The 12,756-nt window shown below is 67.6% G+C and carries 14 protein-coding genes; 5 read left to right on the top strand and 9 right to left on the bottom strand.

Annotated elements, in window-relative coordinates:
* Positions 1–60: 60 nt before the first annotated feature.
* Complete coding sequence (locus tag NGK62_RS25570; RefSeq protein ID WP_059377705.1) at positions 61–534, top strand: Lrp/AsnC family transcriptional regulator; 474 nt, start codon at positions 61–63, stop codon at positions 532–534.
* Between the two features lie 19 nt (positions 535–553).
* Here the strand turns inward: NGK62_RS25570 and trhA are convergent, their stop codons facing one another.
* Together trhA and NGK62_RS25560 are read right to left on the bottom strand one after the other, a co-directional pair.
* On the bottom strand, positions 554–1,183 hold the full coding sequence (gene trhA, locus NGK62_RS25565) for a PAQR family membrane homeostasis protein TrhA (RefSeq protein WP_251880982.1): 630 nt from the start codon (positions 1,181–1,183) through the stop codon (positions 554–556).
* Between the two features lie 85 nt (positions 1,184–1,268).
* A complete protein-coding gene (locus NGK62_RS25560; protein ID WP_059377950.1) occupies positions 1,269–2,312 on the bottom strand; it encodes a P1 family peptidase in 1,044 nt (347 codons plus the stop codon).
* Positions 2,313–2,548: 236 nt separating this feature from the next.
* Between NGK62_RS25560 and NGK62_RS25555 the strand changes: the two genes are divergently transcribed.
* The 3 genes from NGK62_RS25555 (at position 2,549) to NGK62_RS25545 (ending at position 4,848) form a co-directional block, all read left to right on the top strand.
* Positions 2,549–3,331 (top strand): amino acid ABC transporter substrate-binding protein, encoded by a 783-nt coding sequence (locus NGK62_RS25555; RefSeq protein ID WP_013395870.1) that lies wholly within the window; start codon positions 2,549–2,551, stop codon positions 3,329–3,331.
* 84 nt (positions 3,332–3,415) lie between these two features.
* On the top strand, positions 3,416–4,096 hold the full coding sequence (locus NGK62_RS25550) for an ABC transporter permease subunit (protein ID WP_054452260.1): 681 nt from the start codon (positions 3,416–3,418) through the stop codon (positions 4,094–4,096).
* Positions 4,093–4,848: an amino acid ABC transporter ATP-binding protein gene (locus tag NGK62_RS25545; RefSeq protein WP_251880980.1), complete on the top strand. Its 756-nt coding sequence runs from the start codon at positions 4,093–4,095 to the stop codon at positions 4,846–4,848. Before NGK62_RS25550 ends, NGK62_RS25545 begins: the two co-directional genes overlap by 4 nt.
* A gap of 53 nt (positions 4,849–4,901) precedes the next feature.
* On the opposite strand, the gene NGK62_RS25540 is transcribed toward NGK62_RS25545, so the two are convergent.
* From NGK62_RS25540 to NGK62_RS25510, 7 genes are all read right to left on the bottom strand, one after another.
* On the bottom strand, positions 4,902–5,444 hold the full coding sequence (locus tag NGK62_RS25540; protein ID WP_251880979.1) for a hypothetical protein: 543 nt from the start codon (positions 5,442–5,444) through the stop codon (positions 4,902–4,904).
* Between the two features lie 114 nt (positions 5,445–5,558).
* Positions 5,559–7,715, bottom strand: coding sequence for a TonB-dependent receptor (locus NGK62_RS25535; protein ID WP_251880977.1), 2,157 nt, complete (start codon positions 7,713–7,715; stop codon positions 5,559–5,561).
* A gap of 56 nt (positions 7,716–7,771) precedes the next feature.
* Positions 7,772–8,422, bottom strand: coding sequence for a hypothetical protein (locus NGK62_RS25530; protein ID WP_118934782.1), 651 nt, complete (start codon positions 8,420–8,422; stop codon positions 7,772–7,774).
* Positions 8,419–9,024 carry a hypothetical protein gene (locus NGK62_RS25525; RefSeq protein WP_251880975.1) on the bottom strand — a complete coding sequence of 202 codons (606 nt, stop codon included), beginning with the start codon at positions 9,022–9,024 and terminating at the stop codon, positions 8,419–8,421. Before NGK62_RS25525 ends, NGK62_RS25530 begins: the two co-directional genes overlap by 4 nt.
* Positions 9,025–9,027: 3 nt before the next feature.
* On the bottom strand, positions 9,028–9,765 hold the full coding sequence (locus tag NGK62_RS25520) for an ABC transporter ATP-binding protein (RefSeq protein ID WP_118934779.1): 738 nt from the start codon (positions 9,763–9,765) through the stop codon (positions 9,028–9,030).
* On the bottom strand, positions 9,758–10,843 hold the full coding sequence (locus NGK62_RS25515; protein WP_251880973.1) for a FecCD family ABC transporter permease: 1,086 nt from the start codon (positions 10,841–10,843) through the stop codon (positions 9,758–9,760). The genes NGK62_RS25520 and NGK62_RS25515 overlap by 8 nt, the downstream gene beginning before the upstream one ends.
* Positions 10,827–11,897 (bottom strand): ABC transporter substrate-binding protein, encoded by a 1,071-nt coding sequence (locus NGK62_RS25510; RefSeq protein WP_251880971.1) that lies wholly within the window; start codon positions 11,895–11,897, stop codon positions 10,827–10,829. The genes NGK62_RS25515 and NGK62_RS25510 overlap by 17 nt, the downstream gene beginning before the upstream one ends.
* 112 nt (positions 11,898–12,009) lie before the next feature.
* Here NGK62_RS25510 and NGK62_RS25505 point away from each other — a divergent pair, with 112 nt between their 5' ends.
* The gene (locus NGK62_RS25505) at positions 12,010–12,705 is read left to right on the top strand and encodes a Crp/Fnr family transcriptional regulator (RefSeq protein ID WP_165867971.1); all 696 of its coding nucleotides are present in this window, start codon (positions 12,010–12,012) and stop codon (positions 12,703–12,705) included.
* The last annotated feature ends 51 nt before the right edge of the window (positions 12,706–12,756 follow it).

The raw sequence follows: 12,756 nt of genomic DNA, 5'->3' as shown, positions 1-12,756 counted from the left end.
TTACCCTAGGTTTCCGCATTGAATTGCACATAATCCACTTTTTTGGAATTTGATTGCACCATGCAGATCGACGCCATAGACCAGCGCATTCTTTACCGGCTGCAAGAGAACGGCCACCTCAGCAACCAGGACCTGGCCGAGCAGGTGGCGCTGTCGCCCTCGGCCTGCCTGCGGCGGGTGCGCGCGCTGGAAGAAAGCGGGCTGATCCGCCACTATCGCGCCGTGCTGGACGCCGAAAAACTGGGGTTCGAGCTGGAGGCCATCGTCCATGTGTCGCTGGACCAGTCGCGTCCCGGCTGGCACGAGGAATTCCTGGCCGGCATCGCCCTGCATGACGAGATCACCGAGGCCAGCATCGTGACGGGCGCGTCCAACTACATCCTGACGGTGTGCACGCGCAACCTGAAGGCGTTCTCACAGTTCGTCGAAGACAAGCTCAGCAAGATCCCGGGCGTGCGGAACCTGTCCTCGCATATCGTCATGCGCAAAGTGAAGGACCGCGGCGGCATGCTGCCGCTGGCAAGCTGGCGCTAGCGGCCCGCTGAAACCCCGCTCAGGCCGGGCTCAGCCGCAGGAAGCCGAACACCGTCACGAAGTGGCAGGCGGTGCCGCCCATGACGAACAGGTGCCAGATGCCGTGGGCATGCGGCCAGCGCTGGTCGTTGGCGTAGAACAGCGTACCGCCGGTATAGACCGCCGCGCCCGCCAGCAGCCAGGCCAGCCCAGCCGCGGACAAGGCGCCCGCGATCGGCGCGGCGAACATCACGCCCAGCCAGCCCATCGCCAGATAAAGCGGCAGGGCCGGCGCCGCGCCCCGCGCCCACCACAGCTCGCGGCTGATGCCGACCGCCGCCAGCAGCCAGATCGCCACGCCCATGGCCGCGCCCCAGCCATGCTCCACCGGCCCGTAGGCCAGCGGCGTGTACGTGCCGGCGATCAGCAGGTAGATCGCGCAATGGTCGGCCTTGGCCCACCAGGCCTTGCGGCGGCCGCGCGAGCAATGGAACAGTACAGAAGAGGCATAGACGGCGATCATCGACGCGGCGAACACGGCGCAGGCAACCACCTGCCGCGTGTCCACCTTGAGTTCGGCGGCGCGGGCGATCAGGGCGCCCGAAGCGGCCACCGCCAGCGCCAGGCCGGCCAGGTGCGTCGCGCCGTTGAATCGTTCGCCCTTGTACATGCACGCCCTCCGCCCGCCGGCCACGCGCCGGCGCCATCCATGATGGCGCCCTTGTGTGACAGGCCGAGGTCAGGACGCGCGGCCGTCAGGAAACGAAGTCCACCGCCGCCGGATAGCCTTCCAGCGCGCGCGCCGACAGGATCGCGCGCTGCACCGCGATCGCCATCGCCTCGGCCGCCATCACGCCCAGCAGCATCACGTTGCCCGGCTTGCCGGACGTGCCCGTGCCCAGCGCGAAGATGGTGTCGCCATCCAGCATGGTGTGGATGGGATTGATGGTGCGGGCCAGGCCGTCATGCGCCATGCCGGCGATCTTCTGCGCCTGCGCCTTGGTGAGCTTGGCGTCGGTGGCGACCAGCCCTATGGTGGTGGCGGTGCCTGGGCGCATGGACTTGGGCAAATCGCCCGCCAGGATCGCGGCGCGGGTATCCAGCAGCATCTTGCCGTCGGCGGTGCGCGCGCCTGCCAGGACGCGCCCGGTGGCCGGATCCACCACGTCACCCACCGCATTGACCGCGACGATGGCGCCCACCGTCACGCCCGCCACGGTCAGCGAGGCGCTGCCGATGCCGCCCTTCATGGCGCGCTTGGGACCGTACAGCTTACCCACCGTCGCGCCCGCCCCCGCGCCCACGTTGCCTTCCTGCGGCGCGGCGTCCGTGGCCGACTTGCAGGCCTGGTAGCCCGCGGCCGCGTCGGGCCGGATCGAGGCGTCGCCCACGCCCAGGTCGAACAGGATGGCCGAAGGCACGATGGGCACGTGCGCCACGCCCACGTCGAAGCCGATCTTCTTTTCTTCCAGATAGCGCATGACGCCCGAAGCCGCATCCAGGCCGAAGGCGCTGCCGCCGGACAGCACCACGGCGTGCACTTTCTCCACCATGTTGACGGGATTGAGCAGGTCGGTTTCGCGTGTGCCCGGCGCCGCGCCGCGCACGTCGACCCCGGCGGTCGCGCCGGCCTCGGCGATGATGACGGTGCAGCCCGTGGGCCGGCGCGTGTCGGTGTAGTGCCCCACCCGCAAACCCGCCACCTGCGTGATGCTGCCGCTGCCCGGCATCAGCCGCGTGCCGTCCGCGGCCTGGGCGGGCATTGCGCTTGCTGCTGCCGCGCCTGCGGCCGCGATCATGAAAGCCCGCCTGTTCCATTGCTGTTCCACACCGATCTCCACTGAAGTCCTGCCTGGATGAACCCCGGCGGCAACGCGCCGGAGCATGGGTATCGCCATATGACTTGCCGCTATATTTTTACTATTCCTTATGCTTTGTGGAAAAATAGACGCGTTGTTAGAGTGCGGCTACGCCGGAGGGCATTGCAGGCACGGATGCTCTCCACCGAGATATCTGCCATCCGTGGAGCACCGCCATGAAACTCTTCCGTACGCTGTTCGTCGCCGGCCTCGTCCAGGTCGCCGCCTTGTCCGCGGCCCATGCCCAATCCGGACTGGACCAGATCAAATCCGCCGGCGTGTTCAAGATCGGCACCGAAGGCACCTACGCCCCCTTCACTTTCCATGACGCATCCGGCCAGCTTACCGGGTTTGACGTGGACATCGGCCGCGCCATCGCGGAACGCCTGGGCGTCAAGGCGCAATTCGTCGAAGGCAAGTGGGACGGCCTGATCGCCGGCCTGGACGCCAAGCGCTACGACGCGGTGATCAACCAGGTCGGCATCACCGACGCGCGCCGCGCCAAGTACGACTTCTCGGATCCCTACATCTCGTCCGCCGCCGTGCTGATCGTGCGCGACGACAACACCAGCATCAAGTCCTTCGACGACCTGAAGGGCAAGAAATCCGCCAACACGCTGACCAGCAACTTCGGCAAGCTGGCGCAACAGCACGGCGCGGAAGTGATCGCGGTGCAGGGCTTCAACGAAGCCATCGACCTGCTGACCTCGGGTCGGGTCGAGGCCACGGTGAACGACAACCTGTCGTTCCTGGACTTCAAGAAGCAGAAGCCCAATGCCAAGGTAAAGATCGCCGCCACCGACAAGACCGCCGAGTTCAGCAATTCGGGCGTGCTGATCCGCAAGGGCAACCCCGAACTGCAGGCCGCCATCAACAAGGCGCTGGCCGACATCAAGGCGGACGGCACCTACAAGACCATCTCGGTCAAGTATTTCGGCACGGACCTGTCGGCGCAATAAGCGAGCGGAGCGCATATGACGCTACCCCCCTGGCTGCAATCCGTCCTGCCCGACTGGCTGCTGGCGCAACTCGGCAACTGGGCGGTGCCGGCCTGGGTGCAGCTGATGCTGGACTCGTTCTGGCCCCTGCTGCACGCGGGGCTGATGTTCACGGTTCCGCTGACGCTGATGTCGTTCGCGCTGGGCCTGGCGCTGGCCTTCGTGGTGGCGCTGATCCGGCTGTTCGGACCGGCGCCGCTGGTGGCCGTGGTGCGCTTCTACGTCTGGCTGATCCGCGGCACGCCGCTGCTGGTGCAGCTGTTCGTGATCTTCTACGGCCTGCCCAGCGTCGGCATCGTGCTGGATCCGCTGCCGGCCGCGCTGATCGGCTTCACCCTCAACGTGGGCGCGTACAACTCGGAAGTGATCCGCGGCGCCATCGAGTCCATCACCAAGGGCCAATGGGAAGCGGCGTACTCGCTGAGCATGACGCGGGCGCAGGCGCTGCGCCGGACCATTCTGCCGCAGGCGGCGCGGGTGGCCGTGCCGCCCCTGTCCAATTCCTTCATCGCGCTGGTCAAGGACACCTCGCTGGCGGCGGTGCTGACCGTGCCCGAGATCTTCCAGGCGGCGCAGCGCATTGCCGCCGTCACCTATGAACCGCTGATCCTGTACACCGAGGCGGCGCTGATCTACCTGGTGTTCAGTTCCGTCCTGTCCGCCGCGCAGGTGCGCCTGGAACGGCGCTTCGGCCAGCACGCGGTCTTTACCGAGAAAAACCGATGATCCGCCTGGAAAAGATAGAAAAGGCGTTCGGCGGCAATCCCGTGCTCAAGCAGGTGGACGTGAGCATCGCCGAAGGCAGCGTCACCGCCCTGATCGGCCCGTCCGGCAGCGGCAAGAGCACCTTGCTGCGCTGCGTGAACCTGCTGGAAGTGCCGGACCGAGGCACGCTGGAGATCGGCCCGGAAACGGTGCATTTCGAACCCGGCCGCAAGCTCTCGCGCGACCAGGTCCAGCGCGTGCGCAAGCAGACCGGCATGGTGTTCCAGAACTTCCAGCTGTTCCCGCACCAGACCGTGATCGGCAATGTCATGGAAGGCCTGCTGACCGTGCAGAAGTGGCCGCTGGACCGCGCGCGCGCGCGCGCCGAGGAATTGCTGCGCAAAGTCGGCATGCTGGAAAAGCGCGACGCCTGGCCCGCCAACCTGTCGGGCGGACAGCAGCAGCGCGTGGCCATCGCCCGCGCGCTGGCGCCCGCGCCGCGCGTGCTGCTGTGCGACGAGCCGACTTCGGCGCTGGATCCGGGCCTGGCCGCCGAAGTGGTGGACGTGCTGCGCCAGCTCGCCGCCGAAGGCATGACCATGCTGATGGCCACCCACGACCTGCGCCTGGCGGCCAGCGTATCGCGCGAAGTGGTGTTCCTGCTGGATGGCACGGTGGTCGAATCCGGCGACTCGCGCACGCTGTTCAGCCAGCCGGCGGACCCGCGCACGGCGGCGTTCATATCGACGCTGACGCAGGATGCCGCGCTGTAGGACGGCAGGAGCCGGTGGGGTGAGCTCCCGTCAGGCCCGCCGTCCCTGCCGCCTCAGCCCTCCTGGCTTTCCATTGCCCGAAAATCGAACAGCGTTGCAGGCTCGGCCGCGATGACCCGCGCGGCGATATCGCGCCGCAGTTCGGCGTGAACGCGCTGGGCGTCCGGCGCGGGATTTCCCAGCAAGTCAAAAAATTCCGGCGGCAGCACGCCGGGGCGCAACACGCCCTGGACGCTGCGCGCGCCGCGGCGCAGATGGAAGCTGTATGACTTGTCTGCGCCGCGGCTGTAGCGCGCTTCGGGCAGCGTCAGGTCCACCTCGTAGCAACCGCGCGTGACGGCGCGCGTGACGAACTCGAATGCGTCGCGCACGCCTGGGCCGGGATGCCCGCTAATGACGGACAACTCCTTGCGCGGCACTGGCACGCCATCCTGTTCCAGCCTGGACAGCGCGCCGCGCAGACCCTGGAAAGTCAGCGCCAGCATGGCAAGCGCGCCATGGCCATGATAGGCCTGGACCGCGTCGAAACAGATGGGCAGCGGCCCTTCCTCGGCCATCACGGTCAATGAGGAAACTTGTTGTTCAGGGGTGATCATGGATTCTCTCCGTATCGTGCGCGGCGACGGGCCGCCGCCATGGCGGCCCGCCTGCGCGTGGGTGGGTCTGGGATTGAATGACGCGCCTGGGCGCGCCGGGGCGGACAAGCCTACTCAGAAGCGCGTGCGCAGCGTCAGGCTGAAACTGCGGCCGGGTTCCAGCAGCGGATTCAGATCCGTCATGGCGTAGGCCACGTTGGATGAGGTCGCCGCGGTGCGGTAGGCGCGGTCGAACAGGTTGTTCACGCCCAGCACGACCTGGGTATTGCCTAGCTGCGGCAGCCCAAGGCGATCCAGCTGGAACTGGGCGTAAAGATTCACGACGCCAAAGCCCGCCGCCGGATACTCCGCGCGTTCCGCGTAGCGGCTCTGGCCCTTGGCCCATTGCAGTTCGCCGCTCAAGGCATAGGCTTCATTGGGGCTCATGTATTGCAGGCCGACCAGGCCGCTGAAGGGCGCGATCGATTGCAGCGGCGTGTCGGTCGTGCGGTTGGTGCCGTGCAGGTAGCTGGCATTGCCGTACAGGTTGACCTCGCGGCTCAGCTGCCAGCGCCAATCCAGCTCCAGGCCCTGGATCCGCGCCTTGCCCACGTTGCGGCGCTGCGTGGCGGGCAGGCCTTCATAGGTGGTGGTGACGTTCTCCAGAAAGTCGCTGTAGTTGCTGCTGAAGGCGGTCAAGCCGACGGTGGCCTGCTCGAAGTGCAGCCGGGTGCCGGCCTCCACGGTCACGCCGCGCTCCGGTTTCAGGCCCGGATTCGGAATGGTGTAGCTGGTGCCGGTATAGCCGCTGCTGAACATCTCCGAGGTCCACGGCATGCGGAACGAGCTGCCCACGCTGCCCAGCAGTTCGACGACTTCGGTGGCGCGGTAGGACAGCCCCAGGCTGCCGGTGGTGGCGGTCTCGGTCGTGTTCTGCGCGGCGCGGAATGCCGGCAGCAGATTGGGCGACGGCAAGGGCTCCAGTCCCACGTCGGACTTGAACCAGTCGAACCGGCCGCCAGCAGTAACGGTCCATTTGGGAGCGGGTTTCCACTCCGTGGTCAGGAACGCGCCGACGTTGGTCTGGTACTGGTCCGGTCCGGTCTTGACGTAGGGCGTGCTGGTGGTGGTGGTGCCGTTGGGACGACGCACCGTGATATCGCTGCGCGATTCCGATCCGGGACGGCGCTCGTGCATGAAGTCCAGGCCAAAAGTCGTATTGGTGTCGGCCCAAGGCACCGTGGCGGCCACGCTGCCGCCCCACACGACGGGACCGATCACGTTGTTGCGCGCGTCGACCACGCGCGCCGGATTGGTTTCGTTGTGCGTAGCCATGACGGTGCCGAACTCGTTCACATAGACGCTGGCCTTGAGCGCGCTGATGGCGCCGTCGAACTCGCCGCTGTAGGCCAGCCTGCCCTGCTTCACCTTGAGCGGATCGCGGCGGCTATAGCTCAGCGGATACGGCGGCACCGTGCCGGCCGCGCCGTCCTTGACGTAGGCCACGCGGGCGCTGGCCTCGATGCGTTGGCGCGCATCCGGCATGTAGCCCAGCACGATGCCCCCGCCCGCGCCGCGGAAGTCGCTGTTCGGCACTTCGCCCGCCGCGCTGTCATAGTTGCTGGCGCGGCGTCCGGTGGCGTAGACGCGCAGGTCGAAGCCGTCGCCGGCGCCTTCCAGCGCCACGTTGCTCTGCACGCCATCGCCGTTGGTGTTGTACGTGACCGAAGCCTCGCCGCCGTTCAGGCCGAAGGGCTGGCTCAGGTTGCCGTGCGCCCGCTTGGTTACGAAATTGACCAGCCCGCCCAGGCCATCGCTGCCGAAGCGCGAGGAGTTCGGCCCGCGCACCACTTCGACTTGTTCGATCTCGGTCGGACTGATCAGCATGAACTGCAGCGTATTGCGGCCGCGGAAGCGGTCGCCGTCGATGAACATCGGCACCCGCATGTCGTTGGTGTTCAGCCCGCGCAGAAATAGCGTACCGGCGATGCCCCCACTGCGGCTGATGGTGGCGTTGGGCACGCGGCCCAGCAGGTCCAGCGTGCTCATCGTGTTCAGCCGGTCGATGTCCTGGCTGTCGACCACGCTGACTGCCTGCGTGACATTGTGGTCGATCGAGGCCGCGGGCGGCGTCGCCCCCATCGGCCGCAGGCGGCCGTCATCGGGCTGGCCTTCGGCCGTGACCTGGATCGACGGCAGTTGCGGAACGTCGGCGGCGGCGCTGGGCGCGGCCATGGCGGCGGTCAGCAGTCCGGCGCCGACCAAGGGGGCATACAAATAGGAGCGTTGCATACAAGCACACAAGAGAGAGGGGCAAAATCGGAATGGGCGCGGAGAGCCGCGCTGCGTCAGCCGGGAGGGATGTCCTGACCGACGGCAGGCGTGGAATCCTTCAACCAGGGCAGAAACCCGCGCAGGAAGCGGCTGGACGCCGGCATGAAATAGCTGCCGTGGTGGTACATCGGGTCCAGCGAGGTCACGATCAGCCGGCCCGGCGTGCTGCACCTGTCTTCGTACAGCACCGATCCGGCGCCGGCCTTGTCGATCAGAGACAGCGCGCCCGGCGGCGGCGCGAAGGAACCGTGCTGATGCCAGGTGGCGTCGGCCAGCGTCAAATAGCGGAACAGCGGATGTTCGGGCGCCGCCAGGCGCAGGCCGGAGTCGGCGTCCGGCTCCTTCCACCACCAGAAGTTCACTTCGGACGGGGTCCAGCGCACGCCGTCCAGCCAGCGTTCGGAATGCGTTTCGCCCATGGCGACCAGGGTCTTGCCCGCGGCCAGGAAGCGGCGCCAGAGTTCCCGGTGCGGCGTCAGCAGATCCGGATTGCTGCGGCAGGACACGATCAGCGCATCGCAGCCCTCCAGCGCGGCCGGGTCCAGGTCGCGGATGTATATCGTGCGGTCGATATGCGGCATCAGCTCCGGCGTGCGGAAGGTGCGATGGTGGTAATAGGTGCCGGCGTCCAGCGCCGCGATCACGGGGGTGGGGCCTGCAGTCATGCCGCGTCTCCGTTCAGCCAGGCGCACAGTTGCGGGACGATGCGGCCGGCGCTGTCGGCGCTGCCGGCATACATCCACAGGTCATTGCCGGAATGCACCAGCAGCCGCCCGCCGCCCGGCAGGGCCAGGATCCAATCGACGGCCTGGGCGTCAGGTCCCAGCGTGTTGAGGACCAGCGCGCCGGCCGGCGCGGGGTTGCTGCCGCGGGCGTAAAAGCCAGCCACGCCGCGGCGGAACGTCAGGTGCTCGGGATCCACGCCGTCAAAGAGCGGATGGGGCGCGGCGCGCTGCACTCGCAGGCCCGCGATGCCCGCGCCGGAGCCCGGCACGAAGGGTGCGAGCCAGCGCAGAAAGGGATAGGCAACATGGCCGTTGAAGACCAGCGTGCCGCCCGATTCCAGATAGGCTTCCAGCAGCGCGCCCTGCTGCAACAGATAGCGCTGGTCCGTGTGCGCCGGGAGCAGCAGCGCGCGGAATCCGGAAAGATCGCGCTCATGCAGTTGATACAGCGGCACGCAGGCCGCGCGCGGCGCGGCGCCGCCGGTCAGCGCGGCGGGACCGTCCCCGCTCCAGTTGTTCAGGTAGGCAATCGTGTTTTTCATGATTCAACGGAAGACGGGGATCACGCCGACGATGTCGCCGGACTCGCCGTGCAACGTGGCCACGCGCACCGGCAGGCCATACAGGCGGCTCAGGCGCTCGTCCACGCACATGCTGGCGGTGGGGCCGGTTTCGCAAGCGCCGGCATGCATAAGCAGGGTCTGGTCGGCGATGTGTTGCGCGTGCTGCGGCTGGTGCGTGGTGAAAACCACCGCCAGGCCCTGCTCCTGCGCCAGCCGGCGCAGCAGCGACAAAACCACGTCCTGGTTGCGCAGGTCCAGGGCCGCCGCGGGCTCGTCCAGGATGATGATGGGACTGGCGCTGGCCAAGGCGCGCGCAATGCAGGCCAGTTGTTGCTCGCCGCCGCTCAAGGCGTGGAACGGGCGGTCCGCCAGATGCCCCAGGCCGACCTGCCCCAGGCAGTCGCGAGCGATGCTCCAGTCCCGGGCGCCAGGCGCCGCATACCAGCGCAGATGCCGCGCGCGCCCCATGCTGACCATGGTCAGCACGTCGTAGGCGTAGAGCGTGTCGCTGCGCTGCGGAACATAGGCGGCGTGGCCTTGCAGGCGCACGGTGCCCGCGGCAGGAGGGTTCAGCCCCAATATCGTGCGCAGCAGCGTGGTCTTGCCGCGCCCGTTCGGCCCCAGCACGGCCAGGATCTGGCCCGCGGGCAGACTCAAGGACAGGTCGCTCAGCAGGCGCCGGCCGCCTGCCTGCACGGACAGTTGTGCAAGTTCAAGCATGCTGCGCCCCCTTGCTCTGGGCGCGGCGCAACAGCCATGCGAACAGCGGCGCGCCGATCAGCGCGGTAATCACGCCCAGCGGAATCTCGGCGCTGGTGGCGCTGCGGGCCACGGTATCGACCCACACCATGTAGGTGCCGCCGATCAGGGCGCTGGCCGGCAGCAGCACCCGGTGGTCGGGGCCGACCAACATGCGCGCAATGTGCGGCACCACCAATCCCACCCAGCCCACCGTGCCCGATACGGCCACGCTGGCCGACACCACCAGCGTGGCGCAGCCCAGCAGCAGCCAACGCAAGGGCTCCACGGCGATACCCATGGCGCTGGCCTGCTCGTCGCCCAAGGACAGCACGTTGATGCGGAAACGCAGCGCGACCAGCAGCGCCATGCCAGCCACGATGGGCGGCACGGCGGCCGCCAGCTTGACGTAGGTTGCGGTGGCGAAGCTGCCCATCAGCCAGAACACGATGGCCGGCAAGCTGTCGTTCGGATCCGCGAAGTACGTGGTCAGCGAGATCAACGCGGAAAAGAAGGCGCTGGTCACCACGCCCGCCAGCACCAGCATCAGGATCGTCGTGCGGCCGTTGGAACGGCCCAGCAGATAGACCACGGCCACCGCCAGCAGGCCCCCGGCAAACGCCAGGCCCAGCGTTGCCCACAGCGATGAGAACAACAGGATAGCCGCGCAGCCGCCAAACGCCGCGCCCGAGGAAATGCCCAGGATCTGCGGCCCGACCAGCGGATTGCGGAAAGCGCCTTGCAGCGCCGCGCCGCACATCGCCAGGCTGGATCCGGCCAGCACCGCCAGCAGCACGCGCGGCAAGCGCACCTGCATCACGACGCGATGCTCCGTGACGCCGACCGACGGCAGCCAGTTCGCCAGGCCGTCCGGCAATGCGAGCCCGGCCAGCACGCTGGACACCTGCGACAGCGCCAGGGGGTAGCGGCCGACGCACAGCGCCGCCAACACGGACGCCGGCAGCGCCAGCGCCATCAGCAGCCACGGCCACGCCCACAGCCCCGGCCGCGCGCAAGTGCCCGCGGCAGGCGCGCGCGCCGTTTCAACGGAAGCGTTCATAGCCCGCGGCTCCCTCGTTCATTTTCAGGCGCAGCACTGCGTCGACCTCGCCAGCGGCAGGCTGATATCCATAGAGTTCGCCGTAGGCCCGCGCGATGTTGTCCCGCAAGGGCCAGGAGAATTTTTCCGGGTGCAGCAGCATGCTCAGCCACTGCCAGTACAAGGGCGATTCCTGGCTGGGGGGATCCCACAGATAGCCGCCCATCGGCACCTTGTAGACGCGGCGATCGCGCACGGCCGGGATGTCGGCAAACAGCGGGTCGCCATACAGGGTTTCGGGCGTCAATCCCGATTCGAAGTTGTTCAGCAGGATCACCTCGGGCGCCCAGGCCATGATCTGCTCGATGTTCACGGTCTGGCCGCTGGCGATGGCAGCCGAAACATTGCGCCCGCCCGCCAGGGTGATGTCGTCCTCGAAGCTGGTGTTGCCGCCGGCTGCGCGCAGCTGCGGCGCATAACGCGACAGGTACAGCACCCCCGGCCGCTTGGCGGCCGGAATGCCATCGGTGACGACGCGGATGTCCGCGCGCACCTGATCGCGCCAGCGCAACTGGGACTGCGCGCGAGCCTCCTGCCCCAGCGACTGGCCCATCAGGCGTATCCATACGCGGGTACGGTCTTCGGTGCCGTACACCAGCGCCGCGGTCGGCAGTCCGGCATTGCGCAGAGGTGCGATCAGATCGTCGCCCATGTGTCCCCACTGCCACACCAGATCGGGCTGGATCTGCAGCAGCGTTTCCACATTGGGCACGAAGCCGGACCGGGTGATGTCGGTGCGCACCTGGGCCGTGGCCGGAAAGATCCGCGCCAGCAGCCCGTCCTTCATCAACCCGTGGGCGCTGGGATGCATGCCGGCCAGGCGCTGTGCGCCCCCATCCAGCGAGATGAGCAGCGATCCGGCCGGCATCGGCAGGGTCACTGCGCGTTGGGCTGGCGCTGACAGGCTCACGGGATTGCCCAGCATGTCCTGGAACACGATGGGCGCCGCGTTGGCGGCGGACGACAAGAAAACCCCTGCCGCCGCGACGGTGCGGAAATACGCTGAGATGGTCATGTGGGAGTGGGTTGCGCAGCAAAGGCCGGTCATTGATGGCGGCCTCCGCAGTGGTACCATTACAAATAAGAATCAATCGCATTAATTCTATTTGCCAGAGCCCCCAGACCAAATGACTATTGTCAATTCACGATCCGCGCTCTTGATCGCGGCGCTGCGCCAGCATCCCTGGTTCGATGGCGTGGACGATGCCGCCCTGCTCGCCCTGGCGGGCGGCAGCCGCTGGTTGGAGTTCAACGCGGGCGACACGATTTTTTCGGAAGGCCAGGCGGCCTCCTCCTGCCTGCTGGTGTGCGCGGGATCGCTGCAGGGCGTGCGCTACACGGCGGATGGCGGCGACAAGGTATTCGGCCATGTCGGGCCGGGCGGCTGGCTGTCCGTTTCCACGCTGTTCGAGGCCACGCCGCGGCACCTGCACGGCGTGCGCGCGCGTACCGAGGGCAATGGCTGCCTGCTCAATGCCGCGGCATTCCGCCAGCTCTGCCTGAACGACGCGCGCTTCGCCTGCCGCGTCATGGCGCATTGCGCCAACCTGATCCGCCATCACACGGATCAGATCGATTGGCTGACGTCGAGTTCGGCCGAGGAACGCCTGGCCGAATACATCCTGCGCGCGGGCAAGCCGCAAGACAACCGGCCCGTGGTGCTGCCGCTGAGCCATTCGCAGATAGCGGTCAAGCTGGGCATGCGCGCCGAAACGCTGAGCAGGATATTTTCGAAATGGCGACGCCAGGGCTATATATCGGACCGCCGCGGCGAGCTATGCATCCTGCAGCTGGATTCGCTCAAGCAGCTGGTGCAACTCTAAGCGCCTACTTCGGCGGCAGGGACCCCGCCGGGTCGACCGCCTGGCCGTCGT

Source organism: Achromobacter sp. Marseille-Q4954 (genome assembly GCF_943737025.1).
In the GTDB taxonomy this organism is placed as follows: Bacteria; Pseudomonadota; Gammaproteobacteria; order Burkholderiales; family Burkholderiaceae_B; genus Achromobacter; species Achromobacter bronchisepticus_A.
This window is presented reverse-complemented; position numbering and strand designations above follow the sequence as displayed.